The 24,306-nt window shown below is 72.4% G+C and carries 26 protein-coding genes and 1 pseudogene; 19 read left to right on the top strand and 8 right to left on the bottom strand.

Annotated features, from left to right (window positions below):
• Together AC2YHB_RS25310 and ccrA are read right to left on the bottom strand one after the other, a co-directional pair.
• A pseudogene (locus AC2YHB_RS25310) lies at window positions 1-220 on the bottom strand (hypothetical protein); the annotation flags it as partial.
• A gap of 190 nt (window positions 221-410) precedes the next feature.
• The gene (gene ccrA, locus AC2YHB_RS25305; protein ID WP_179650704.1) at window positions 411-1,748 is read right to left on the bottom strand and encodes a crotonyl-CoA carboxylase/reductase; all 1,338 of its coding nucleotides are present in this window, start codon (window positions 1,746-1,748) and stop codon (window positions 411-413) included.
• Window positions 1,749-2,002: 254 nt separating this feature from the next.
• On the opposite strand from ccrA, the gene AC2YHB_RS25300 reads away from it, so the two are divergent.
• Genes AC2YHB_RS25300 through AC2YHB_RS25290 form a run of 3 tightly spaced genes read left to right on the top strand, consistent with a single transcriptional unit; the run spans window position 2,003 to window position 4,217 of the window.
• The gene (locus tag AC2YHB_RS25300) at window positions 2,003-2,734 is read left to right on the top strand and encodes a LamB/YcsF family protein (RefSeq protein WP_487354844.1); all 732 of its coding nucleotides are present in this window, start codon (window positions 2,003-2,005) and stop codon (window positions 2,732-2,734) included.
• Complete coding sequence (locus AC2YHB_RS25295) at window positions 2,731-3,369, top strand: 5-oxoprolinase subunit B family protein (RefSeq protein ID WP_179650708.1); 639 nt, start codon at window positions 2,731-2,733, stop codon at window positions 3,367-3,369. Before AC2YHB_RS25300 ends, AC2YHB_RS25295 begins: the two co-directional genes overlap by 4 nt.
• On the top strand, window positions 3,366-4,217 hold the full coding sequence (locus AC2YHB_RS25290; RefSeq protein ID WP_487354843.1) for a 5-oxoprolinase subunit C family protein: 852 nt from the start codon (window positions 3,366-3,368) through the stop codon (window positions 4,215-4,217). The genes AC2YHB_RS25295 and AC2YHB_RS25290 overlap by 4 nt, the downstream gene beginning before the upstream one ends.
• 188 nt (window positions 4,218-4,405) lie before the next feature.
• Here the strand turns inward: AC2YHB_RS25290 and mce are convergent, their stop codons facing one another.
• Complete coding sequence (mce, locus tag AC2YHB_RS25285; protein WP_036543072.1) at window positions 4,406-4,858, bottom strand: methylmalonyl-CoA epimerase; 453 nt, start codon at window positions 4,856-4,858, stop codon at window positions 4,406-4,408.
• 138 nt (window positions 4,859-4,996) lie between these two features.
• Here mce and AC2YHB_RS25280 point away from each other — a divergent pair, with 138 nt between their 5' ends.
• Both AC2YHB_RS25280 and meaB read left to right on the top strand, forming a co-directional pair.
• Complete coding sequence (locus AC2YHB_RS25280) at window positions 4,997-6,196, top strand: acetyl-CoA C-acetyltransferase (RefSeq protein WP_036542151.1); 1,200 nt, start codon at window positions 4,997-4,999, stop codon at window positions 6,194-6,196.
• Window positions 6,197-6,214: 18 nt separating this feature from the next.
• Entirely contained in the window at window positions 6,215-7,198 is a 984-nt protein-coding gene (meaB, locus tag AC2YHB_RS25275; RefSeq protein ID WP_487354842.1) for a methylmalonyl Co-A mutase-associated GTPase MeaB, read from the top strand.
• On the opposite strand, the gene AC2YHB_RS25270 is transcribed toward meaB, so the two are convergent.
• Window positions 7,188-8,081: a polysaccharide deacetylase family protein gene (locus tag AC2YHB_RS25270; RefSeq protein WP_487354841.1), complete on the bottom strand. Its 894-nt coding sequence runs from the start codon at window positions 8,079-8,081 to the stop codon at window positions 7,188-7,190. The two genes, meaB and AC2YHB_RS25270, sit on opposite strands and share 11 nt — an antisense overlap.
• A 133-nt stretch (window positions 8,082-8,214) precedes the next feature.
• On the opposite strand from AC2YHB_RS25270, the gene AC2YHB_RS25265 reads away from it, so the two are divergent.
• From AC2YHB_RS25265 to ispG, 3 genes are read left to right on the top strand one after another with little or no spacing between them, the layout of a single operon-like run.
• Window positions 8,215-9,321, top strand: coding sequence for a 1-deoxy-D-xylulose-5-phosphate reductoisomerase (locus tag AC2YHB_RS25265; protein WP_487354840.1), 1,107 nt, complete (start codon window positions 8,215-8,217; stop codon window positions 9,319-9,321).
• Window positions 9,318-10,667 (top strand): M50 family metallopeptidase, encoded by a 1,350-nt coding sequence (locus AC2YHB_RS25260; protein WP_340674250.1) that lies wholly within the window; start codon window positions 9,318-9,320, stop codon window positions 10,665-10,667. The genes AC2YHB_RS25265 and AC2YHB_RS25260 overlap by 4 nt, the downstream gene beginning before the upstream one ends.
• Window positions 10,668-10,698: 31 nt before the next feature.
• A complete protein-coding gene (ispG, locus tag AC2YHB_RS25255) occupies window positions 10,699-11,850 on the top strand; it encodes a flavodoxin-dependent (E)-4-hydroxy-3-methylbut-2-enyl-diphosphate synthase (protein WP_036542155.1) in 1,152 nt (383 codons plus the stop codon).
• Window positions 11,851-11,854: 4 nt separating this feature from the next.
• On the opposite strand, the gene AC2YHB_RS25250 is transcribed toward ispG, so the two are convergent.
• Complete coding sequence (locus tag AC2YHB_RS25250) at window positions 11,855-12,748, bottom strand: homocysteine S-methyltransferase family protein (RefSeq protein ID WP_487354839.1); 894 nt, start codon at window positions 12,746-12,748, stop codon at window positions 11,855-11,857.
• A 96-nt stretch (window positions 12,749-12,844) separates the two neighbouring features.
• Between AC2YHB_RS25250 and AC2YHB_RS25245 the strand changes: the two genes are divergently transcribed.
• A complete protein-coding gene (locus AC2YHB_RS25245) occupies window positions 12,845-13,690 on the top strand; it encodes a GNAT family N-acetyltransferase (RefSeq protein ID WP_179650721.1) in 846 nt (281 codons plus the stop codon).
• A gap of 10 nt (window positions 13,691-13,700) precedes the next feature.
• On the opposite strand, the gene AC2YHB_RS25240 is transcribed toward AC2YHB_RS25245, so the two are convergent.
• Window positions 13,701-14,315, bottom strand: coding sequence for a TetR/AcrR family transcriptional regulator (locus AC2YHB_RS25240; protein ID WP_179650723.1), 615 nt, complete (start codon window positions 14,313-14,315; stop codon window positions 13,701-13,703).
• A gap of 145 nt (window positions 14,316-14,460) precedes the next feature.
• On the opposite strand from AC2YHB_RS25240, the gene AC2YHB_RS25235 reads away from it, so the two are divergent.
• The 6 genes from AC2YHB_RS25235 to AC2YHB_RS25210 are packed head-to-tail and all read left to right on the top strand — an operon-like array spanning window position 14,461 to window position 20,528.
• Window positions 14,461-16,212 carry a hydroxysqualene dehydroxylase gene (locus tag AC2YHB_RS25235; RefSeq protein ID WP_487354838.1) on the top strand — a complete coding sequence of 584 codons (1,752 nt, stop codon included), beginning with the start codon at window positions 14,461-14,463 and terminating at the stop codon, window positions 16,210-16,212.
• A 32-nt stretch (window positions 16,213-16,244) separates the two neighbouring features.
• Window positions 16,245-16,610, top strand: a complete 366-nt coding sequence (locus AC2YHB_RS25230) for a DoxX family protein (protein WP_487354837.1) — start codon at window positions 16,245-16,247, stop codon at window positions 16,608-16,610.
• Between the two features lie 47 nt (window positions 16,611-16,657).
• Window positions 16,658-18,427 carry a proline--tRNA ligase gene (locus tag AC2YHB_RS25225; RefSeq protein ID WP_487354836.1) on the top strand — a complete coding sequence of 590 codons (1,770 nt, stop codon included), beginning with the start codon at window positions 16,658-16,660 and terminating at the stop codon, window positions 18,425-18,427.
• Window positions 18,428-18,429: 2 nt separating this feature from the next.
• Window positions 18,430-19,281, top strand: a complete 852-nt coding sequence (locus AC2YHB_RS25220) for a methyltransferase domain-containing protein (RefSeq protein WP_487354835.1) — start codon at window positions 18,430-18,432, stop codon at window positions 19,279-19,281.
• Window positions 19,278-19,808, top strand: a complete 531-nt coding sequence (locus tag AC2YHB_RS25215; RefSeq protein ID WP_487354834.1) for a hypothetical protein — start codon at window positions 19,278-19,280, stop codon at window positions 19,806-19,808. The genes AC2YHB_RS25220 and AC2YHB_RS25215 overlap by 4 nt, the downstream gene beginning before the upstream one ends.
• Window positions 19,809-19,817: 9 nt before the next feature.
• Window positions 19,818-20,528: an HAD family hydrolase gene (locus AC2YHB_RS25210; RefSeq protein ID WP_036542166.1), complete on the top strand. Its 711-nt coding sequence runs from the start codon at window positions 19,818-19,820 to the stop codon at window positions 20,526-20,528.
• Window positions 20,529-20,885: 357 nt separating this feature from the next.
• Here AC2YHB_RS25210 and AC2YHB_RS25205 read toward each other — a convergent pair whose 3' ends face one another.
• A complete protein-coding gene (locus tag AC2YHB_RS25205; protein WP_487354833.1) occupies window positions 20,886-21,359 on the bottom strand; it encodes a ferritin-like domain-containing protein in 474 nt (157 codons plus the stop codon).
• Window positions 21,356-21,859 (bottom strand): hypothetical protein, encoded by a 504-nt coding sequence (locus tag AC2YHB_RS25200; RefSeq protein WP_179650737.1) that lies wholly within the window; start codon window positions 21,857-21,859, stop codon window positions 21,356-21,358. Before AC2YHB_RS25200 ends, AC2YHB_RS25205 begins: the two co-directional genes overlap by 4 nt.
• Before the next feature lie 76 nt (window positions 21,860-21,935).
• On the opposite strand from AC2YHB_RS25200, the gene rimP reads away from it, so the two are divergent.
• From rimP to AC2YHB_RS25180, 4 genes are all read left to right on the top strand, one after another.
• Entirely contained in the window at window positions 21,936-22,466 is a 531-nt protein-coding gene (gene rimP, locus AC2YHB_RS25195) for a ribosome maturation factor RimP (protein ID WP_036542170.1), read from the top strand.
• Window positions 22,466-23,434, top strand: coding sequence for a transcription termination factor NusA (gene nusA, locus AC2YHB_RS25190; protein ID WP_036542172.1), 969 nt, complete (start codon window positions 22,466-22,468; stop codon window positions 23,432-23,434). The genes rimP and nusA overlap by 1 nt, the downstream gene beginning before the upstream one ends.
• A 71-nt stretch (window positions 23,435-23,505) precedes the next feature.
• Window positions 23,506-23,877, top strand: a complete 372-nt coding sequence (locus AC2YHB_RS25185) for a YlxR family protein (protein ID WP_487354832.1) — start codon at window positions 23,506-23,508, stop codon at window positions 23,875-23,877.
• A 97-nt stretch (window positions 23,878-23,974) separates the two neighbouring features.
• On the top strand, window positions 23,975-24,306 hold a 332-nt coding region (locus AC2YHB_RS25180; protein ID WP_487354831.1), incomplete at its 3' end, for a translation initiation factor IF-2 N-terminal domain-containing protein.

Raw genomic sequence — 24,306 nt, 5'->3', positions numbered from 1 at the left:
ACGGGGGCGACTTCGCCGCGGCGCGGTCCGGCTGCGTGGCGGTCGGCCGGTCGGAGGGGGCGGCCGGGGCGGCCTTCGGGCGCGCCACCGGCGTCTCTGCGGTCTTCGTGGCCGGGATGACCTGCGTCGGCTCCTCGTCGGTGGACTTGGTCGTCACGGGGGTGGACTCCTCGGGGGTGGTGGGCTCGTCGTCGAAGATGGACAGACCCTGGTCGCTCATGGGGACGGAGCCTCCCTGGCTCTCGGTGGCGTACATGGGGGGATTGGCCCCCATGATCCCCGATGATCCTGAGCTTTCCCAGCCCGCCCCGCCGGATCGCTCAGGTGTCGGCCGCGGGGCGTCGTACCTGCCGAAAAATGCCGGGAGGCCGGCGCGTCGCCGCGCCGGCCTCCCGGTCCCGCTCCGTGGTTCAGATGCCGCGGAAGAGGTTGATCTTGTCGAGGTGCTTGGCGCGGAGCTCCTCGTTCTTGACGCCGAGGCCCTCCTCGGGGGCCAGGCACAGGACGCCGACCTTGCCCTGGTGCTTGTTGTGGTGCACGTCGAGGGCGGCCTGGCCGGTGTCCTCGAGCTTGTACGTGCGCGACAGGGTGGGGTGGATCTTGCCCTGGGCGATGAGGCGGTTGGCCTCCCACGACTCGCGGTAGTTGGCGAAGTGGCTGGAGATGATCTTCTTGAGGTTCATCCACAGGTAGCGGTTGTCGTACTCGTGCATGTAGCCGGTGGTCGAGGCGCAGGTGGTGATGGTGCCGCCCTTGCGGGTGACGTAGACGCTCGCGCCGAAGGTCTCGCGGCCGGGGTGCTCGAAGACGATGTCGATGTCCTCGCCGCCGGTGAGCTCGCGGATGGCCTTGCCGAAGCGCTGCCACTCCTTCGGGTTCTGCTTGGTGCCGTCCTCGTTCCAGAACTTCGGGGCGAGCTCGGAGCGGTTGATGACCATCTCGGCGCCCATGTTGCGCACGATCTGGGCCTTCTCCTCGTTGGAGACCACGCAGATCGGGTTGGCGCCACCGTTGAGGGCGTACTGGGTGGCGAAGCCGCCGAGGCCGCCGGAGGCGCCCCAGATCAGGACGTTGTCGCCCTGCTTCATGTTGCCGCCGTTGGAGGAGACGAGCTGGCGGTAGGCCGTGCAGTTCACCAGGCCGGGGGAGGCGGCCTCCTCCCAGGTGAGGTGCTCGGGCTTGGGCATGAGCTGGTTGGCCTTGACCATCGCGACATCGGCGAGGCCGCCGAAGTTGGTCTCGAAGCCCCAGATGCGCTGGGAGGTGTCGAGCATCGTGTCGTTGTGGCCGTCGGGGGCCTCGAGCTCGACGGAGAGGCAGTGCGCGACGACGCGGTCGCCCGGCTTCCACTTGGTCACGCCCGCGCCGACGGCCAGGACGACGCCGGACAGGTCGGAGCCGACGATGTGGTAGGGCAGGTCGTGGCGCTTGGAGAGCTCGGACTCGCGGCCGTAGCGCTCGAGGAAGCCGAAGGTGGAGACGGGCTCGAAGATCGAGGTCCACACGGTGTTGTAGTTGATCGCGGAGGCCATGACCGCCACGAACGCCTCGCCCGGTCCGAGCTCGGGAAGGGGCACCTCGTCGACGTGCAGGGACTTGCGGGGGTCCTTGTCACGCGAGGCGATGCCCTCGAACATGTCGACCTCGTCCTTGTGGACCGTCACGGCCCGGTAGGACTCGGGAAGCTCGAGGTTGGCGAAGTCCTCCGCGGAGGCCTCCGCCTGGATGGCGTCGAGGATGTGCTGCACGGTCGTCGTCTCCCTGGGAATCGGTGGCGCACCTCCGGCGGTGCGCGTTGGGGTGGCAATACGGCCGCGGCGAAGATTACCCATCGGTAACCGACTGGTGGCGGTTCCGTGACAGGCGTCTCACTTGCGGCGGCTGCACCGTCCTGGGCTCGGCGGCGCTCGGCAGCCCCGATCAGGGCTCGATGGGCCACCATAGGCCCGTGACGTTGCATTCGGGTCGCCCGTCCACGACTTCCACCCCGAACGGGGGTGACGTGGATCTCAACGCCGATGTGGGCGAGTCCTTCGGCCGGTGGCAGCTCGGCGACGACGCCGCGCTGCTGCCCCACCTGACCAGCGCCAACGTCGCCTGCGGCTTCCATGCCGGCGATCCGCTGACACTGCGGCGTACCTGCGAGCTGGCGGTGGAGCACGGCGTCGTGATCGGCGCGCAGGTCGGCTACCGCGACCTCGCCGGCTTCGGGCGGCGTGACATCGACATCGATGCCGAGGACCTCGAGGCGGACGTGCTCTACCAGCTGGGCGCCCTCGACGGGATCGCGCGGGTCGCGGGGTCCGCCGTCCGCTACGTCAAGCCGCACGGCGCGCTCTACCACGCGGTGAACCAGCGCGCGCACAAGGCGCGGGCCGTGCTGCGGGCGGTGGTCGCCTTCGGCGACGCCCGGGGCGAGGCGATCCCCGTCCTGGGCCTCCCGGGCTCGCAGTTCCTCCGCTTCGCCGAGGAGGCGGGTCTTCCGGCAGTGGGCGAGGGCTTCGCCGACCGTGCCTACCGGTCCGACGGCGGCCTGGTGCCGCGCTCCTCGCCCGGGGCGCTGCTGACCGATCCTGCCGGGGCCGCCGCCCAGGCCGTGCGGCTGGCCTCCTCGGACGGGGTGCGCTCCCTGTGCGTGCACGGCGACTCGCCGGGGGCCGCCGCGCTGGCTGCCGCTGTCCGGGAGGGGTTGTCGTCCGCCGGGATCACCGTCGCGCCCTTCGCCGGCCGATGAGGCTGCTCCCGTACGGCGACCGCGGGCTCCTCGTCGAGCTCGCGGACACGGCCGCGGCGGTCTCCGCGGCCGCCGCCCTGCGGACCGACACCGCGGTGGCCGAGCTGGTCGCCGACGTGGTCCCCGGCGCCCGGACCGTCCTCCTCGTCGCCCGCCCGGGGGTGTCGGTCGACCGCCTCCGGACGGTAGTCCCTGACGAAAAGCACCTTCTGGGGGCCGGGAACGGTGCTTTTGGTCAGGGACTACCGGGCCCGGAGGTCATCATCCCCGTCGTGTACGACGGCCCCGACCTCGCCGCAGTGGCGGAGCTGACCGGGCTGAGCGCCGAGGAGGTCGTCGCGGCCCACACCGCAACGTCCTGGCAGGTCGCCTTCGGCGGCTTCGCGCCCGGGTTCGCCTACCTCGTCGGCGGCGACCCGCGGCTGCGGGTGCCGCGTCGCGACCAGCCCCGGACGACGGTTCCTGCCGGGTCGGTCGGACTGGCCGGGGAGTTCAGCGGGGTCTACCCCCGTGCCTCGCCCGGCGGCTGGCAGCTGATCGGTCGCACCGACGCGGTGCTGTGGGACATCGAGCGTGATCCGCCTGCGCTGCTCGCGGCCGGCATCACCGTGCGCTTCGAGGCGAGCGAGCGGTGAGTGCGCTGCTCGTGAGGGCCGTCGGCGGACCGGTGCTGGTGCAGGACGCCGGCCGACCCGGCCACGCCGCGATCGGGGTCGGCTCCGCGGGAGCGGCCGACCGGGCGTCGTACACGCTCGGGGGGAGGCTGGTCGGCAACGAGCCGGGCGCCGCGGCGCTGGAGGTGGTGCTCGGCGGGCTGGAGGTCGAGGCAGACGGTCACGTGACCGTGTGCGTGACCGGCGCTCCGGCGCCGCTGGAGGTCGAGGGGCGCCCGGAGCCGTCGGGTGCCGTGCTCACGCTGCGCCCCGGCCAGCGGCTGCGCCTGGGCACCCCGGCGTCGGGGCTGCGCAGCTACCTCTCGGTCCGCGGCGGCCTCGAGCTGCCACCGCTGCTGGGCTCACGCGCCCGCGACACCCTGGCCGGCCTCGGCCCGGAGCCGGTCCGTGTCGGTGCCGTGCTGCCCGTCGGCACCCGGGCCCCGGGGGAGGTGCTGGTCGACGCCGTCCCGCCCAGCAGGTACGACGCCGTGCCGGTCGTCCACGTCGTGCGAGGCCCCCGCGACGACTGGGCGGCGGACCCGGACGCCCTGGTGGCCCGCACCTGGCGGGTCGGCGGGGCCAGCGACCGGGTCGGGCTGCGGCTCGAGGGGGATCCCCTGGGCGTCGTACCCGGCAAGGGGGAGCTGCCCAGCGAGGGCGCCCTGCGCGGCGCCGTCCAGCTCCCGCCGGACGGTCACCCGGTCGTGTTCGGCCCCGACCACCCGGTGACGGGCGGCTATCCCGTCATCGCCGTGGTGGTCGACGCCGACACCGACCGGCTGGCCCAGCTGCGCCCCGGCGAGGAGCTCCGGTTCCGCTGGGTCTGACCCGAAGTGGCGCAGTTTCTCCGCCGAAGTGGCGCAGTTTCTCCATCGAGGTGGCGCAGCTTCTTCACCCTGCGGAGAAGGTCGCCCACCTCGGCGGAGAAAGACTCACACCTCGGCGGAGAAAGACTCACACTTCGGCGGAGAAGACCTCACACTTCGGCGGAGAGAACCTCACACTTCGCGGGCGATCAGTGGCCGCCGTCGGCGGCCGGCTCCACGAGCTCGACGAGCACGCCGCCGGCGTCCTTCGGGTGGACGAAGTTGATCCGGCTGTTGGCCGTGCCGCGGCGGGCCTCGGGGTAGAGCAGGCGCAGGCCGCGCTCGCGCAGGATCGCGGAGACCTGGTCGAGGTCGGTCACGCGGTAGGCGAGCTGCTGGAGGCCCGGGCCGCTGCGGTCGATGAACTTCGCGATGGTCGACTCGGCGTTGAGCGGGGCGAGGAGCTGGATCTTCGAGTCGGTGTCGCCGACGGCGACCATCGCCTCGCGGACACCCTGCTCCTCGTTGGTCTCCTCGTGCGCGACGTGCATGCCGAAGTTGTCGCGGTAGAAGGCGATCGCCTCGTCGAGGTCGGGCACCGCGATGCCGACGTGGTCGATGGCGGTGAAGAGGTGCGTGGGAACGCCGTCAGTGATGCTCATGCGCGCCATTGTGCCGTTGCGCCTCCGTTCGGGGGGTGTGACGAGTGCCTCACCGACCGCACGATGGACCCCTCGCCGGGTCCGGATACCCGCGAGTAGAGTCGAAATGTTCCGACCACACGTCTGCACGGAGGATCCATGTCCGACAACCCCAGCGTCATCGTCGCCGGCGCTCGTACGCCGATCGGTCGCCACCTCGGCGCCCTCAAGACCCTGTCGGCCGCCGACCTCGCGGGCGTCGCCATCAAGGGCGCGCTGGAGAAGGCCGGCGTGTCCGGTGACCAGGTCGACTACCTGATCGTGGGCCAGGTGCTCCAGGCCGGCGCCGGCCAGAACCCCGCCCGCACCGCGGGTCTCGCCGCCGGCCTGCCGCCGCAGGTCCCCTCGATCACCATCAACAAGGTGTGCCTGTCGGGCATCAACGCCATCGCCCAGGCCGACCAGCTGATCCGTGCCGGCGAGGCCGAGATCGTCGTCGCCGGTGGCACCGAGTCGATGACCCAGGCGCCGCACCTGCTGCCGAAGTCCCGCGAGGGCTTCAAGTACGGCGACACCACCCTCGTCGACTCGCTGGCCTACGACGCCCTCTTCGACCAGGCCACCCAGCAGGGCATGGGCAACCTGACCGAGGCGACCAACGCCTGTCGCGAGACCCCGCTGACCCGTGAGGAGCAGGACGCCGTCGCGGCCCGCTCGCACCAGCTCGCCGCCGCCGCGCAGAAGAACGGCATCTTCGACGACGAGATCGTCCCGGTGACGATCCCGCAGCGCAAGGGCGACCCGATCGTCGTCAACAAGGACGAGGGTGTCCGTGGCGACACCACCGCCGAGTCGCTCGCGGCCCTGCGCCCGGCGTTCGCCAAGGACGGCACCATCACCGCCGCGTCCTCCTCGCAGATCTCCGACGGTGCGGCCGCCGTGGTCGTCACCTCGAAGAAGAAGGCGGAGGAGCTCGGCCTGCCGATCCTCGCCGAGATCGTGAGCCACGGCCAGGTGGCCGGCCCGGACTCGACGCTGCAGCTGCAGCCCGCCAACGCCACGAAGAAGGCGCTCGACAAGGCCGGTCTGAGCGCCGCCGACCTCGACCTGGTCGAGTTCAACGAGGCGTTCGCCGCCGTCGGCATCGAGTCGGCCCGCGCGCTCGGCATCGACGAGGACAAGGTCAACGTCAACGGTGGCGCCATCGCCATCGGCCACCCGCTGGGTGCCTCCGGGGCGCGCATCACGCTGCACCTCGCGCTCGAGCTCAAGCGCCGCGGCGGTGGCCTCGGCGCGGCCGCCCTCTGCGGCGGTGGCGGCCAGGGCGACGCGCTGGTCCTCCGGGTCCCGGCCAGCTGACCGACCGAGCGGACAGCGTTGCCTGACGCAAGCAACATCCAGGGCGGCCGTCGCGGGATCACCGCGGCGGCCGTTCCTGCGTTGGTCGAGAAGGCCCGCGAGGGCGACCCCCGATCGGTGGGTCGCCTCGTGTCACAGGTCGAGGACGAGTCGCCGCTGCTGCCGGACCTGATGCGCGCCCTCGCGCCCCATGCCGGGCACGCGCGGATCGTCGGTCTCACGGGTGCTCCCGGCGTCGGGAAGTCGACGTCGACCAACGCCCTGATCGGCGAGCTGCGGCGGCGGGGCAACCGGGTCGCCGTACTCGCGGTCGACCCGTCGTCCCCGTTCTCCGGCGGTGCCCTGCTGGGCGACCGGATCCGGATGGGCGACCACGTCCTCGACCCGGGCGTCTTCATCCGGTCGATGGCCGCGCGTGGCCACCTCGGTGGCCTGGCCTGGACGACGCCGCAGGCGCTGCGGGTGCTCGACGCGGCCGGCTTCGACTACGTGCTCGTCGAGACGGTCGGCGTCGGCCAGAGCGAGGTCGAGGTGGCCGGGCAGGCCGACTCGACGATGGTGCTGCTCGCGCCCGGCATGGGCGACGGGATCCAGGCCGCGAAGGCCGGGATCCTCGAGATCGGCGACCTCTACGTCGTCAACAAGTCCGACCGCGACGGCGCCGACAAGGTACGCCGCGACCTGCGCTCGATGCTCGGTCTCGCCGAGCGCCGCGAGGGGGCCTGGCGCCCGCCGGTGCTCAAGACCGTCGCCTCCAAGGGCGAGGGCGTCGCCGACGTGGTCGACGCGCTCGAGGAGCACGGCACCTGGCTGCGCGAGAGCGGCGAGCTCCAGCGCCGGCGTGTCCGCCGCGCGCGCAACGAGATCGAGACCATGGCGCTGACCGCGCTGCGCCGTCGTTGGGGCACCGTGGGCGGGGGCGACCGCCTCGACGACCTGGCCGCGGCCGTCGTCGCGGGGGAGACCGACCCCTACACGGCGGCGGACCAGCTCACCGGGTGAGCTCGGGCGACCACGGCCGCGTGCCGTGGCCGGCCCTGCCGGACCCGGTCTGCGACCGGGACGCCGTCCGGCCGGTGCTCCCCGCGGGCCGCGCGGACCGTGCAGGCCGCGAGCCGGCCAGCGATGGTCGCCCGTGCCGGTCGAGACCCGTGAAGCAGAACCCGCGGTTGCGTGCGCCCCGCACCACCTTGGCCACTGCGGCGACCGAGATGGGCGAGCGGTCGACGCCGTCGTGCTGGAGGACCACATTGGGGCCGGGCCGCAGGTCGCGCAGGATCCGCGAGGCGATCTGGTCGGCCGAGCCGTTGGCCCAGTCGCGGGAGTCGATCGTCCAGAGCACCGGGACGTAGCCCGCGCCCACCAGCTCCCGCCGCACCCGGCGGTCCATGGCGCCGTACGGCGGTCGCATCAGCGTCGTCGGGTGCACACCGGCCCGGCGCAGCTCGCGCTGCGTCGCGGTGATCGAGGCCCGGACCTGCCTGCTCGAGCGGGCGGTGAGCTGCTCGTGGGCCCAGCTGTGGTTGGCGATCTGGAAGCCGCCGCGCTCGACGGCCCGGGCGAGCTCGGGGTGCTGGCGCACCCGGCGCCCCACCATGAAGAAGGTCGCGGGCACGTTGGCCGCACGCAGGACGCTCACCAGCCGCGGCGTCGTCCCGGGCACCGGGCCGTCGTCGAAGGTGAGCGCGATCGTGCCCGTGCAGCGCCGGTTCCGGGCGGTCTGGCCTGTCCGGTTGGTCCGGGTGCTCCGGTTGGCCCCCGGCTTCGCCTGGGGCGCCGGCCGGGCGCGCACGCTCGAGGCCAGCTCGGCCGCAGGCCGGTCCTCGCCCGCGCCGTTCGGGCGCGCGTGGTGGGGGCCCAGCACGAGGGCAGCGAGGAGCAACATGGCGGCGGCACAGACGGGCCCGAGTCTCCGTCCCGTGACCTCCGTCCGGACACGGGGGGGAAGCACGGGGCAAGCATGCGGGCTGAGGGGGTGCGGTCGTCGGATTTCGCCGCTGTGTTGAGAGGATTGTGACGTGAAGGACGTCGTCATCCTCGGATCCACCGGCTCGATCGGCACCCAGGCGCTCGATCTGGTGCGGGCCAACCCCGACCGGTTCCGCGTCGTGGGCCTGACGGCCGGCGGCAGCAACCCCGATCTGTTCGCCCGTCAGGTCGAGGAATTCGCACCGCGCTTCAGCGGCCTGGGCGAGGAGGCCAGCACCGACGCGGCCGCGCAGGAGTGCGACGTCGTCCTCAACGGGATCACCGGGGCCGTGGGCCTCCGACCGACGCTGGCCGCGCTCGATGCCGGCAACACCCTCGCGCTCGCCAACAAGGAGTCGCTCGTGATGGGCGGTCCGCTCGTGCTGGAGCGGGCGGAGCCCGGCCAGATCGTGCCCGTCGACTCGGAGCACAGCGCCCTCGCCCAGTGCCTGCGCGGCGGCAGTGCTGCGGAGGTACGACGGCTCGTGCTCACCGCCAGCGGCGGTCCCTTCCGCGGGCGCACCCGCGCCGAGCTCGTCGACGTCACTCCCGAGCAGGCCGGCAACCACCCGACCTGGGACATGGGTCCCGTGATCACCATCAACTCCGCGACCCTGGTCAACAAGGGCCTGGAGGTCATCGAGGCGCACCTGCTCTTCGGCATCCCCTACGACCGGATCGAGGTCGTGGTGCACCCGACGAGCGTCGTGCACTCGATGGTCGAGTTCGTCGACGGCTCCACCCTCCTGCAGGCGAGCCCGCCGACGATGCTGATCCCGATCGCGCTCGGCCTCGCCTGGCCGGACCGGGTGCCCGACGCCGCCCCGTCGGTCGACTGGTCCAGGCCCGAGACCTGGGAGTTCTTCCCGCTCGACGACGAGGCGTTCCCGTCCGTCGCCCTCGCCCGCGCGGCGGGGGAGCGCGGGGGCACGGCTCCCGCCGTCTACAACGCCGCCAACGAGGTCGCGGTCGACGCCTTCCGCCTCGGTGAGCTGGCGTTCACCGGGATCGTCGACGTCGTGGCGGACGTGGTAGCCGCCCACGACGTACCCTCGAACCAGCAGATCTCGCTCGACGACGTCCTCGCGGCCGACGCGTGGGCGCGCGAGGCTGCCGCCCGCTCCGTCACCGCCTCGAGGACAGCCGACCGCCCGTGATCACCGTACTTCTCTACACGCTCGGCGTCGTCGTCTTCGCGACGGCGATCCTGGCGTCGATCGGGCTCCACGAGCTCGGCCACATGATCCCGGCGAAGAAGTTCGGCGGGAAGGTCACGCAGTACTTCATCGGCTTCGGGCCGACGGTGTGGAGCAAGCAGGTCGGTGAGACCGAGTACGGCATCAAGGCGGTGCCGCTCGGCGGCTACGTCAAGATCGTCGGGATGCTGCCGCCCGCGGCCGACGACCTCGTCGAGGAGGTCGAGTACGACGACCAGGGCAACCAGGTCTTCAAGGTCCGCAAGTCCAACACCGGCCTGTTCACCCAGCTGATCTCCGACGCACGTGCCGCCGAGTGGGAGCACGTGAAGCCCGAGGACACCGACCGGCTCTTCTACAAGCTGCCGTGGTGGAAGAAGGTCATCGTGATGGCCGGCGGGCCCACGGTGAACATCCTGATCGCGTTCACGATCTTCGCCGCCGTCTTCGCGACCTACGGCAACGGCGGCGACGAGAAGGTCGACACCACGATCAAGATCGTCCACGCCTGCGTGAAGCCGGCCGACGAGTCGGGCGAGGTGTGCACCGCCGCGGACCAGCCCACCCCGGCCTACGCAGCCGGGCTGGAGGAAGGTGACCGGATCGTGTCGTTCAACGGCACGTCGATCACCAGCTGGGACCAGATGCAGGAGCTGGTCAAGGCCAACGGGACCGATCGGGCGACGGTCGTGGTCGAGCGCAACGGCGAGAACCTCACCTTCCGCACCAAGACGACCGTGCGCCCGCCCGACAAGGCGGGTGACCAGGCGGACGAGGAGGTCGGCTTCCTCGGCGTGACGCCCGACTCCCACCTCGCCAAGGGCGGTCCCCTCTACACGATCGGCCAGATGGGCCACATGACCGTCGACGTCGCGAAGTCGCTCTCGACGCTGCCGGCCAAGGTGTGGGGCGTCGCGCAGGCGATCGTCGGCGTCAAGGAGCGCGACCCGCTGGGACCGGTCAGCGTGGTCGGCGGCGGCCGGCTCGCGGGCGAGGTCGCCTCGCACGACGAGATCAGCGTCAACGACAAGCTGGTCTCGCTGCTGATGCTCATCGCGGGCTTCAACTTCTTCATCGGCATGTTCAACTTCGTGCCGCTGCTGCCCCTCGACGGCGGCCACATCGCCAGTGCCCTCTGGGAGGCCGTACGCCGCGGCCTCGCCCGGCTCCGCCGGCGTCCCGACCCCGGCTACGTCGACGCGGCGAAGCTGCTGCCGGTGGCCTATGTCGTCGCAGGCGCCCTGCTCGTGATGGGTGTCGTGCTGATCGTCGGCGACCTCGTCGTCCCGGTCCACCTCGAATCCTGATCCCGCCCGGTCGGCGACTAACCTTGGGGTCATGACGTCGATCAGCCTGGGCATGCCGGCCGCCCCGCCGCCGGTGCTCGCCCCCCGTCGTACCACCCGCCAGATCCAGGTGGGCAAGGTCGGGGTAGGCAGCGACCACCCGATCTCGGTGCAGTCGATGACCACGACGCTCACCTCCGACGTCAACACCACGCTCCAGCAGATCGCCGAGCTCACTGCCGCGGGCTGCGACATCGTGCGGGTCGCCTGCCCGAGCCAGGACGACGCGGACGCGCTGCCGGAGATCGCGAAGCACAGCCAGATCCCGGTGATCGCGGACATCCACTTCCAGCCGAAGTACGTCTTCGCGGCCATCGAGGCCGGCTGCGCGGCGGTGCGGGTCAACCCGGGCAACATCAAGAAGTTCGACGACCAGGTCAAGGAGATCGCCAAGGCGGCCCAGGACCACGGCACGTCGATCCGGATCGGCGTCAACGCCGGGTCGCTCGACAAGCGGCTGCTCGAGAAGTACGGCAAGGCCACGCCCGAGGCGCTCGTCGAGTCCGCCGTCTGGGAGGCCAGCCTCTTCGAGGAGCACGGCTTCCGCGACTTCAAGATCTCGGTCAAGCACAACGACCCCGTCGTGATGGTGCGGGCCTACGAGCTGCTCGCCGAGGCCGGCGACTGGCCGCTGCACCTCGGTGTCACCGAGGCCGGGCCCGCCTTCCAGGGCACGATCAAGTCGGCCACGGCCTTCGGCGCCCTGCTCTCGCGGGGCATCGGCGACACGATCCGGGTCTCCCTCTCCGCCCCGCCGGTGGAGGAGGTCAAGGTCGGCATCCAGATCCTGCAGTCGCTCAACCTGCGCCCGCGCAAGCTCGAGATCGTCTCCTGCCCGTCGTGCGGCCGTGCCCAGGTGGACGTCTACACGCTCGCCGAGCGGGTGACCGCCGGCCTCGACGGCCTCGAGGTCCCGCTGCGCGTGGCCGTCATGGGCTGCGTCGTCAACGGCCCGGGGGAGGCCCGCGAGGCCGACCTCGGCGTCGCGTCCGGCAACGGCAAGGGCCAGATCTTCGTCAAGGGCGAGGTCATCAAGACCGTGCCCGAGGCCGAGATCGTCGAGACGCTGATCGAGGAGGCGATGAAGATCGCCGAGACGATGGAGCCGGTCGAGGGCGCGGAGGCCACGGTCTCCGTCAGCTGACCCGTCAGCCCACGCCCCACATCGCGGCCACGTGCCGCGCGTCGGTGCCGCAGCAGCCGCCGAGGACCTCGAGGTTGCCGAACGCGTCGAGCAGCGGCTGCTGGTCGGCCGCGAGCTGCACGGGGTCGCCGTCGTCGAGCGTCTCGGCCTCGTCGAGCTCGGCGTGGCTCATCGTCGACGCGTTGACCCGCAGGCCACCGACCCGCTCGCGCCACGCACCCTCGTCGAGGCCGCGCAGCACGTGGCTCGGGTGCGCGCAGTTGACCAGGTAGTACGCCGGGGGAGCGGCCGCGTCGACCTGCTCGATCGCCGACGCCAGGCTGGTGCCGTCGGGCAGCCGGCCGTCGGTCTCGACGGTGAAGCCGATCCCCATCGGCAGGCCCACGTCGGCCGCGGCGCGGGCGATCCCGATCGCCTCGCCGACCTCGGTCAGGGTGAGCACCGTCGCGCGGCTCGCGCCGGCCGCCGCGAACGAGGCCAGCTGCGGACGGTGGTAGTCGGCGGCGGCGTCCGGGTCGACCGGCCCGGCGCTTGCATAGCCGTCGCCGCGCGGTCCCAGCATCCCGCCGACCTCCCAGCCGACGAGCTCGTGGGCCCGCTCGGCCGCCACGGCGGAGAGGAAGTCGACGCTCTCGCGGTTGACGCGGTCGAGCGCCGCGTCGTCGTACCCGAGCAGGGCGGCGTGGTCCGGGTTCGCCCGCCACGTCGGCGTCTCCAGGAGCAGCGGCGCGCCGACGCGGACGGCGATGTCGGCGTAGGCGAGGTAGTAGTCGCGCAGGGCGGCGCGGCCGTCGTCGGTGTCCAGGAGCGGGAACGAGGCGAACTCGGGGAGGTCGAAGCCGCGCAGGAAGATCAGGTCGGTCTCCAGACCGCCATCGGTCACGTGACGTGCGGGCATCGGCACCACCTCGCTCCGGGGGACTCCAGTGTGGACCTGATCGCCGGTCCGTGTCCCGTCCTCACTTCGCGTGGGCCGAGGGCATAGGCTCCGATCGTGTTGACGACCCGGCACGGCGTGCGCGTCCTGGCGACGGCGGACGTCCCTGCGTTCCTGGAGCTGGCCAACCAGGACCCGGTCGTCAACGTCTTCGCGGTCCACCGGGCACACACCACCAACCTCGAGCCGCGCTGGCTCGGTGGCGAGATGTGGGGCCGCTTCGACGGTGGTCACCTCGTCGCGGCCTGCCACGTCGCCGCCAACCTGGTGCCGGTCCAGGCCGGCCCGGAGGACGCTGCCGCCTTCGCCCAGCGTGCGCTGACCCGCCGTCGTACCGCCTCGACGATCGTCGGGCCGCAGTCCGCCGTGCGCCCGTTCTGGGACGAGGTCGGGCCGTCCTGGGGGCGGGCCCGGGACACCCGCTGGGACCAGCGCCACCTCGAGATCGCCGGCCCGCCGGCCGTCCGGCCCGACCAGGGCGTGCGGGCAGGGGTGCAGGGCGACCTCGGCACCCTCTACCCGGCCTGCGTGGCGATGTACACCGAGGAGGTCGGGGTCTCGCCCGAGGCCGGTGGCGGCGCCGACCTCTACCGCGCCCGCGTCGCCCAGCTGGTCGGCCGCGGCTGGTCCTTCGTCCGGTACGACGGCGACGAGCTCGTCTTCAAGGCCGAGGTCGCCTGCGCGACCGAGCACGCCGCCCAGATCCAGGGCGTGTGGGTGCCGCCGCACCGCCGGGGCGAGGGGCTCGCGACCGAGGGCATGGCCGCGGTCGTGCACCAGGTCCGGGCGCGGATCTCGCCGACGGTCTCGCTCTACGTCAACGACTGGAACCACGCGGCGCGCGGCGTCTACGAGCGGGTCGGGTTCGTGGAGACGACCCGCTTCGCGACCGTAATGTTCTGAGCGACCGCCGCTACCGGGCGAGCCGGGGGAGCCCGTTCCAGAGCAGCCGGCTGGCGATGTCGGTCACCTCGTCCAAGGTCGCGGTCGGGTGGTCCTGCCACCAGCGGGCCACCCCGTCGACACCGGTGATCAGCAGCTCCACCACGACGGCCGAGGCGGTCGAGCCCGCCGTCACCCCGGAGCGCGCGAGGTCGGGGGCGAGCATCGCGGCCACCGCCTGGGTGCGGGCCGTGCGGTAGGCCGCGATCACCTGGTCGAGCTCGGTGTCGCCGGTCGGGATCGGGTCGACGAGCAGCCGGCGGGCGGCGGGGCGCTGCCGCGCGAAGGAGAGGTACGCCGCCACGGTCGAGCGCAACCGGTCCGCGCCCGCACCGGCACCGGTGATCCCCGCGCCGACCTCGGCCAGCATCGCGGCGTTCTGCCCGTCGAGCACCTGCAGGTAGAGCTCGCGCTTGGAGCGGAAGTGGTCGTAGAGCACGGTGCGGGTGACGCCGGCCGCGGTGGCGATCTCGCCGACCGACGTGGCGTCGTACCCGCGCTCGGCGAAGACCTCGACCGCGGCGGCCTCGATGCGCTGGCGGCGGGCGGGCCCCGTCAACCGGCGACGCACGGTGTCCGTCGTCATGGTCGGCTCCTCTCGCTCGGTGCTAACCCACACCTGTGTCGGCTGACTCCGCGAAGGGCCTTGACCGTTGTGGTGGGAATCACTCTATCCTCAGGTCGACAGTAACCGACACCTGTGTCGGTTGGATCTCATGGGGGAGACCACGATGACCCACCGCCTCGACCGCCGTACGCTCCTCAGCTCGTCCCTGGCCGCCGGCGCCGGTGCCGCGCTGGCGACCACCGGCCTGGCGCCCGCCTTCGCCGCGACTCCCGGCAAGGAGGCGGTGGTGCTGGGCGGCGGCATGGCCGGCCTGACAGCGGCCCACGAGCTCGTCGAGCGGGGCTTCTCCGTCACGGTCTTCGAGCCGTCGGCGTGGGGCGGCAAGGCGCGCAGCATCCCCTTCGCCGGCACCGGCACGGGCGGTCGCGCGGACCTGCCCGGTGAGCACGGCTTCCGGTTCTTCCCCGGCTTCTACCACCACGTGCCGGACACGATGCGGCGCATCCCGTTCGGCTCCGGCACGGTCGGCGACAACCTGGTGGCCGCGACGGGCGGCAAGTTCCTGCGCGGCGGGGACCACGCCGACGCCTTCGTCTTCGGCGTCGGCCCCGACCCGGAGCAGCTGCTCACGGTCGACGGCCTGCGCCGGTTCCTGCTCGACAACCTCGGCGGCCACTCCGTCCCGCCGCACGAGCTGACCTACTTCGTCGAGCGGCTGCTGGTGTTCCTGACCAGCTGCGACGAGCGGCGGCTGGGTCAGTGGGAGAAGGTCAGCTGGTGGGACTTCGTCGGAGCGGCGAAGCGCTCGCAGCCGTACCAGAAGATCCTGGCCGCGGGGCTGACCCGCAACCTGGTCGCCGCCAAGGAGACCATCGCCAGCACCCGCACGATCGGCAACATGGGCGAGGCGTTCGTCTACAACATCATGGGCCGCGGCAACGACGGTGCGCTCGACCGCGTGCTCGACCTGCCCACCAACGAGGCCTGGATCGACCCGTGGATGACCTACCTCCGGGGCCGTGGCGTCCGCTTCGTCAGCGGCCAGCGCCTGGTCCGCTACGAGACGTCCGCCGGGCGGATCAGCGCCGCCGTCCTCGCCGACGCCGCCGGTACGACGAGCCGCGTCGAGGCCGACTGGTTCGTCAGCGCCATGCCGGTGGAGCGCGTCGTCCCCACCCTGACCTCCGACGTCCTGAAGCTCGATCCCGGCCTGCGGGGCCTGTCCGCGCTGAAGACCGACTGGATGGTCGGCATCCAGTACTTCCTCCGGGACCACGTCGAGGTCACCAAGGGGCACATCACCTTCATCGACTCGCCCTGGTCGCTGACCGCGCTCACCCAGGGCCAGTTCTGGGCGGACCGCGACATCCCCCGCGACTACGGCGACGGCGAGGTGGTCGACATCCTCTCGGTCGACATCTCCAACTGGGACGCCCCGGGCATCCTGTTCGGCAAGACGGCCAAGGAGTGCACCCGCGACGAGATCGCGGCCGAGGTGCTCGCCCAGATCAAGGACCACCACACCGTCGGCGACCTGCTCCCCGACGGCATCGTCCACTCCTGGTTCCTCGACCCCGGCGTGCAGTGGGACGGCGCGGCCGGCCGCAACACCAACGAGACGCCGCTCCTGGTCAACACCGTCGACTCCTGGAGGAGCCGGCCGACGGCCCGCACGAGGATCCCCAACCTGCTGATGAGCGGTGACTTCGTCCAGACCGACATCGACCTGGCCACGATGGAGGGCGCCAACGAGTCGGCGCGGCACGCGGTCAACGCCATCCTCGACGAGTCCCGGTCCACCGCGGCCCGGGTGAAGACCTACCGGCTCTACGACCCGCCGGAGTTCGCCGCGCTCAAGGCGACGGACAAGCTGCTCTACAAGCTGGGGCTGCGCAACGCGCTCGACCTCGGCTGAGCCACGCCGGTCGTGGCTGTCAGGATGGCCCCATGAGCCTGCCCACCGGCGCCAAGGTCGTCACCGGAGCGTTCCTCGTCAGCGGGACCGTCCACCTGGTCAAGCCCGAGGTCTTCGAGCCGCTGATGCCACGCCAGCTGCCCGCCCACCGCGAGATCATCGTGGCCAGCGGGGTGGCCGAGCTGCTCTGCGCGGCCGGGCTGCTCAACCGTCGTACGCGGAAGCTCGCGGGGTACGCCAGCGCGGCCCTGCTCGCCGGCGTCTTCCCGGGCAACGTGCAGATGGCGGTGGACGCGCTCCGCGGCGACAACACGCCGTTGAAGGCCGCGTCGGTCGCCCGGCTCCCGCTGCAGTGGCCGATGATCCGGGCGGCGCTGAAGGCCGCCCGCACCGCCTGAGCGTTACTGGTTGGGCCGCCGTCCCGTCCCGGCCGTAGGCTTCGGCCGTGCTGATGAGGATGTCGACCCTGTTCGTCCGGACCCTGCGTGAGGACCCCTCGGACGCGGAGGTCCCGAGCCACCGGCTGCTCGTGCGCGCGGGCTACATCCGCCGCGCCGCGCCGGGCATCTACACCTGGCTGCCGCTCGGCCTGAAGGTGCTGCGCAAGGTCGAGGGCATCATCCGCGAGGAGATGGACGCGATCGGCGCGCAGGAGGTCAGCTTCCCCGCGCTGCTGCCCCGCGAGCCCTACGAGGCCACCAACCGCTGGACCGAGTACGGCGACGGCATCTTCCGGCTCAAGGACCGCAAGGACGCCGACTACCTGCTCGGTCCCACCCACGAGGAGATGTTCACGCTCCTCGTGAAGGACATGTACTCGTCGTACAAGGACCTGCCGCTGAGCCTCTACCAGGTGCAGACGAAGTACCGCGACGAGGCGCGCCCGCGGGCCGGCCTGCTGCGCGGGCGCGAGTTCATCATGAAGGACTCCTACTCCTTCGACGTCGACGACGCGGGCCTCGAGGCGTCGTACGAGAAGCACCGTGACGCCTACGTCCGGATCTTCGACCGGCTCGGCTTCGACTACGTGATCGTGAAGGCGACCGCCGGCGCGATGGGCGGCTCGAAGTCCGAGGAGTTCCTGGCCAACGCTGCCGTCGGCGAGGACACCTACGTGCGCTGCACGAAGTGCGACTACGCCGCCAACGTCGAGGCCGTCGAGGTGCGCGCGCCGGCGCCCGTGGCGTACGACGACGTGCCCGCCGCGCACGCCGAGGACACCCCCGACACCCCCACGATCGACTCCCTCGTCGACCACCTCAACGCGGCCTTCCCGCGCGAGGACCGGCCGTGGACGGCCGGTGACACCCTCAAGAACGTCCTGGTCGTGCTCAAGCACCCCGACGGCACCCGCGAGCCGCTCGCGATCGGCCTCCCCGGCGACCGCGAGGTCGACCAGAAGCGCCTCGAGGGCCAGCTGGAGCCGATCGAGGTCGAGGCGATGGACGAGGCTGAGTTCGCGAAGCACCCCGCGCTGGTCAAGGGCTACATCGGCCCCGGCGTGCTGGGGGAGGAGGGCAAGAGCGGCATCCGCTACCTGCTCGACCCCCGCGTCGGCGAGGGCACCCGCTGGGTGACCGGCGCCGACGAGCCCGGCCGCCACGTCATCGACCTCGTCGCCGGCCGCGACTTCACCGGGGACGGCACGATCGAGGCCGCCGAGGTGCGCGACGGCGACCCCTGCCCCAACTGCGACGGTGGCACGCTCGAGTCCGCCCGCGGCATCGAGATGGGCCACGTCTTCCAGCTCGGCCGCAAGTACGCCGAGGCGCTCGACCTCAAGGTCCTCGACGAGAACGGCAAGCTCGTCACCGTCACGATGGGCTCCTACGGCGTGGGTGTCTCGCGTGCCGTCGCCGCGATCGCGGAGGACACCCTCGACGAGATCGGCCTGTGCTGGCCGCGCGAGATCACGCCGGCCGACGTGCACGTCGTGGCCGCCGGCAAGGACCAGGCCGTGTTCGACGCAGCCGAGTCCCTCGTGGCCGGGCTCGTCGACGCCGGTGTCGACGTCCTGTACGACGACCGCGCGGGCAAGATCAGCCCCGGCGTGAAGTTCAAGGACGCCGAGCTGATCGGCGTCCCGACCATCGTCACGGTCGGCCGGGGCGTGGCCGACGGCCTGATCGAGGTCAAGGACCGCCGGACGGGCGAGAAGCAGGAGATCGCGCTCGACGGTGCGGTCGAGGCGATCCGCGCGATCATCACGGCCTGACGATGACGGCGCCCGGACCGGTCGAGATCACCGACCTGGTCCGGGGCTGGCTGCCCGACGGCGGGCGTGAGCCCATCCGCCGCGACGACGTCGTCGGGGCGCTGCTCGAGCGGGGGCAGCGCCGCGGCGCGCGGATCGCAGCCGCCCTGCCCGCCTCCGACGACGGGCTCCTCGACCTCGCCGTCGTCGACGCGCTCGTGCTGCGGGTGCACGCGGAGCTCCAGCGGTTCACCGAGGAGCTCAGCCAGGGCCGTCGTACGGCGGCCCGGCTCCGGCCCCTGCTCGACGGGCTCGGACCGGGGCCGGTCCGCGTGGTCGACGTCGGCTGCGGCCTCGGGCACGTCATCCGGTGGCTCGCCGCGACCGGCGCCCTCGGCCCCGACGTCGAGCTGGTCGGCATCGACCTCGACCGCACCCTCGTCGCCTCGGCCGCGGCGCTCGCCGCCGAGGAGGGCCTGCCCTGCCGGTTCCTGGCCGCCGACGCCTTCGCCCCCGACGGCGTCATCACGGACCCGGACCGGACCGTGGTCATCTCCTCGGGCCTGCTCCACCACCTGCGTGGCGACGACCTGGCGGACTTCTTCGCCGCCCAGACCCGCCTCGGCGTGGCCGCGTTCGTGCACTGGGACCCGGTGCCCGGGCCGTGGCCCGTGCTCGGCGCGTGGGTCTTCCACCGGGCCCGGATGCGCGAGCCGCTGTCGCGCCACGACGGGCTGCTGTCGGTGCGCCGCTCGCACCGCGCCCCCGAGCTCCTGGCCGCCGCGCGGCACCCGGACTACGACGTCACCTGCACCGACCCGCGCCGGGCGCTGACCACGCAGGTGGTCCGCCCCGTCGTCGGGGTACGACGATGACGGGGCTCGCCCTCGCGCTGGTGGTGCTCGCCGCGCTCGACGGGATGCTCAGCGGGTTCCGCTCGGCGGCCGGCCGCGACGGCAGGATCCGCACCACACGGCGGGACGGGATCGCGCAGGCCCGCGGCCTGCTCGTCGTCACCGTCCTGCTGCTCCCCGCCGCGGCGCTCGGCGCGGCCGGGTTGGCGGGGGAGCGCCACGACGCCTGGCGCCGGGCCGCGGAGGCGCTCGTGGCGTCGTACCTCCCGTTCGGGCTCCTGGTGCTGCTGGCCCTGCTCGCCTACGCGACAGCAGGCTGGGAGCGGCGCTTCCTGGCCAACGCGGCGATCCTCGGGCCCGGCACGTTCCTGCGCCCCGCCGTCGCGGTGCTGGGTGGTGCCTGGGCGATCGCCCGGGCCGAGGACCCGCAGGTGAGCTTCGGCGTGGTCGCGGCCGTGGCGGCCGTGCTGGCGGTCGAGCCGGTCTGCGACCGGCTCTGGTACGACCGGCTCACCCCGCCTCCCGGCGCTGTCGGCACGGTCTCCTAGGGTCGGCGCATGGCGATCGAGGCGGTCATCTTCGACTGGGGCGGCACGCTCACCGCGTGGCACGACATCGACTTCCACGCGGAGTCCCTGGCCCTGGCGCAGGCGGTGCTCGCCACCCCCGACACCAGCGACGACCACCACGCTCACGCCGCGCGGCTGCACAACGCGGGCAGCGTGATCTGGGGCCGCAGCCGCGACCACCAGCAGAGCGCGACCATCGCCGACCTGTTCACCGAGGCCGGACTCGACCATGATCCCGACCTCCTGGAGGCCTACTACGCGTTCTGGGAGCCGCACACCCTGACCGACCCGGAGGTCGCGCCGCTGTTCACGTGGCTGCGGGCCGAGGGCATCCGGGTCGGCGTGCTGTCCAACACGATCTGGCCCCGGTCCTGGCACCGCGGCTTCTTCGAGCGCGACGGTGTCCTCGACCTCATCGACGGCGACGTCTACACGAGCGAGGTCCCGTGGACCAAGCCGTCACCCGACGCGTTCCGCGCCGCGATGGACGCCGTGGGGGTGAGCGACCCCGCCGCCTGCGTGTACGTCGGCGACCGGCTCTTCGACGACGTCTGGGGCGCCCACAACGCCGGGATGCGGGCGATCCACGTCCCGCACAGCGACATCCCGGCCGACCAGGTCGGCCACACCGAGGGCGAGCCCGACGCGGTCGCCCACCGGCTCGCGGACATCCCCGGCCTGATCACCCCCTGGCGCTGACCCCGCCACGTCCCGATGGCGGCTCGGCCGGGCGGGGCGAGGCGGCCCTGACTGCAGGTTTGTGCAGTGCATGTTTATGAGGATCGCTTTCCGCACACCCGGGCGACGTTCTGTTGCATGATTGTGCACAGGTGATCGGTGAGCCCCACCTCTCCCGTCACTCAATATGACCGTTGTCCCCGGTCACCAGTGGTTCGCGGCCCCGTCTTCGGGGGACGTCTCGGGAGTTCCCCGGAGCGCGGAGGCCGCGAACCACTGGCGTTTTTCCGCCCGTTGCCGGACCGATGCACGAGGTCCGGCAACGACCAGGGGAAGGTCGCTCGCCCCACCTGACCGGCGGCGAGGACGGTCGGGGCCTCAGAGCCCCGGGAACGTCTCCGGCCTGCCGCCGAAGCCCAGCCCGCGCACCGCGGCATCGAGCAGGGCTGTCACCGCCCAGGTCCGCGTGGCGCCCGTGCTGCTCGCGACCAGGTAGGCGTAGGTCGAGGCGGCATCCTGCTCCAGGCGCAGCGCCCGTGCGGTGAGGGCCGCGGGGGTGCCCAGGTCCGCGGGCAGCTGGTAGCCCGGCTCGGCCGCGACCGGCTCCCCGCCTGCGGCCCGGACCAGGCCGATGAGCTCGTCGCGACGGGTGCGGTGCAGGCGGTAGGCCGCCGTGATCCGGCCGTAGAGACCGGGCTGGGCCGACTGGGAGGCCTGGCCACCCAGGGCGGCGTACACGAAGACGGCGGCGTGCTCGGCCGCGAGCGTCGCCTGCAAGGCCTCCGTGGCGCTGTCGGGAACCGCGCCCGGGGTCGCGGGGGAGGAGGTCGGCGTGGAGGTGGTGTCGCTCATGCCAGCACCGCCCGCTGCTGGGCGACCGCGGCCGCCATCGACGCCAGCACCTGCGCCAGCGCGCCGCTCTCGGCCTGCCCGGCCGCCCGGACCAGCCGGTCCTGCAGCCGCGTCTCGGCCTGGGCCAGCCGGCGCAGGGCCGCGGCGCGACCCGCGGGTACGGCGGGCGCGTCGGCCTGCTCCGCGCCGCCGAGCTCGGTCGCGTGCGCGTCGTGCAGGCGGGCCAGGCGGGTGGCGACGCCCGCGAGGGCCGGGACCGTCGTACCGACCGCCGTGGCGAGCGCGCCCGTGGCCGTGACCGCGTCGAGGACGCTCGCCACCAGGTCGCTGTCGGCGTCGACCGCGGGTGCCGTCGGGCTCACGGCGCCCGACACGCCCGGGCTCTCGTCGTCGTCGAGCAGGCCGTCGACGGCGTCGCAACCGACCAGCGCCAGCGCCGTTCCGGCGAGACCGCCGGCCATCAGTGCGCGGCGGGAGAGCGGTGTCGGTCGTGCGGGCACCGGGGAACCCTATCCGCACCCGCGGATCGTCTAGAGTTGCCGGGCACAGCCACAACAGGACACGGGAGGACTCGTCATGGGTTCGGGCCAGGGCGCGCAGCGCGCGACAGCCGAGCGGATCGAGCAGGTTCTCACCGGACCGCTCGCCGAGCTGGGCCTCGACGTCGAAGCGGTCGAGATCACTCCGGCAGGCAAGCGGCGGGTGCTGCGGGTCGCGCTCGACACCGACGGCGGGCCCACGCTCGACGACGTCGCCGCCGCGACGAAGGTGATCGACCGGGTCCTGGAGTCCGACGGCCCCGACGGGGCCGGCGACGTGATGGGCGAGCTGCCGTACACGCTGGAGGTCACCTCCCGCGGGGTCGACCGGCCGCTGACCCTCCCGCGGCACTGGCGGCGCAACGAGACCCGGCTGGTCAAGGTCACCCTGGCCGACGACTCGACGGTGACCGGCCGGATCGGCGCCTCGGACGACGACGGCGTGACCGTCGCCGTCGACGGCGCCGAGCGGCGGATCCCGTACGCGGACGTGCGCAAGGCGCTGGTCCAGATCGAGTTCAACCGCAAGACCCGTGACGACGAGAACGACGAGAAGGACGCCGACTGATGGACATCGACCTCAGCATCCTGCGGACGCTGGAGCGCGAGAAGGAGATCAAGTTCGACGTACTCGTCGAGGCGATCGAGCAGGCCCTCCTGACGGCCTACCACAAGACCGAGGGCTCGCAGGCCCAGGCGCGGGTCGAGCTCGACCGCAAGACCGGTCACGTCAGCGTGCTCGCCGCGGAGCTCGACGGCGAGGGCAACAAGGTCGGCGAGTACGACGACACGCCGGCCGACTTCGGTCGCATCGCCGCCACGACGGCGAAGCAGATCATGCTGCAGCGGCTGCGCGACGCCGAGGACGAGATCAGGTTCGGCGAGTTCTCCGGCAAGGAGGGCGACATCGTCTCGGGCATCATCCAGCAGGGCCGCAACCCCGACGACGTGCTCGTCGACCTCGGCAAGCTCGAGGCGCAGCTGCCGTCGAGCGAGCGGGTGCCGGGCGAGGACTACAGCCACGGCACGCGGATCAAGTGCCTGGTCGTGTCGGTCCGCAAGGGCATGCGCGGCCCGCAGATCACGCTGTCGCGCTCCCACCCGAACCTGGTGAAGAAGCTGTTCGCGCTGGAGGTCCCCGAGATCGCCGACGGCACCGTCGAGATCGCCGCGATCGCCCGCGAGTCGGGTCACCGCACCAAGATCGCGGTCCGCTCCACGGTCTCCGGCGTCAACGCCAAGGGCGCCTGCATCGGCCCGATGGGCCAGCGGGTGCGCAACGTGATGGCCGAGCTGCACGGCGAGAAGATCGACATCGTCGACTGGTCCGACGACCCGGCGACGCTGGTCGCGCACGCGCTCTCGCCGGCCCAGGTCCAGTCGGTCACGGTCGTGGACGCCGCGGCGAAGTCGGCCCGGGTCGTCGTACCGGACTTCCAGCTGTCGCTCGCGATCGGCAAGGAGGGCCAGAACGCCCGCCTGGCCGCTCGACTGACCGGATGGCGCATCGACATCCACTCCGACGAGGAAGCCTGACAGGGCCGGATCGCCGCACAGGCCGTGCCGGTTCGTGATCCTGACCGCAGGAGCGGTAGAGTTGAGCCTCGGTGGCTCGCCGACTGAATTCCCCTGCACGCCCTGACGTCCTCCCCATCGTGGGACCCGTCCGGACCTGCATCGGATGCCGTCAGCGGACTGCCAAACGCGAGTTGTTGCGGGTGACCGCCGGCTCGGGACCCGATGGCCGACCGGCCGTCGTCCCCGATCCCGACGGCACCGCGCCGGGACGTGGAGCGCACCTGCACCCCACCACCGGTTGCTACGACCTCGCGGTGCGGCGGAAAGCCTTCTCCCGCGCGCTCCGGTTCACGCCGGGCGCGGGTGGGCTCTCCACTGCGCCGGTGGGGGAGTACGTCGCCGACCTGGCCGCAACGACCCGGACCGATCCGACCGACAGAAACTGGAGCAACAGCTCATGAGCACTCGATGAGTACCTCGCGATGAGCCAGTTCGTTCTGCACCACCCACCAACGGTCTGAGATCCCGGGAAACCGGGTCCGGGCCAGAAGGAGAATTGTGGCCAAGACCCGAGTTTCCGAACTCGCGAAGCAGTACGGCATCCCCAGCAAGGAAGCGCTGGAGAAGCTGAGCGCGATCGGAGAGTTCGCCAAGACGGCGTCCTCCAGCATCGAGCTCCCCGCCGTGAAGAAGTTCGAGGCGACCTATGGCGCCGAGCTGCTCGCCAAGATGAAGCCTGCCGGCGACGCCGGCACCGCGGAGGCTGCCAAGCCTGCGCCCAAGCCTGCTCCGGCCAAGAAGGCCGCGGCCGCGCCTGCTGCCGAGGCTCCCGCCCCTGTCGCCGAGGCTCCCGCCCCGGCTGCCGAGGCTGCCCCTGCTCCGGCCGCGCC

This window comes from Nocardioides sp. SRI_004 (assembly GCF_057586415.1).
Note: the sequence above shows the minus strand (reverse complement) of the source record. Positions and strands in the feature narration are given on the sequence as shown.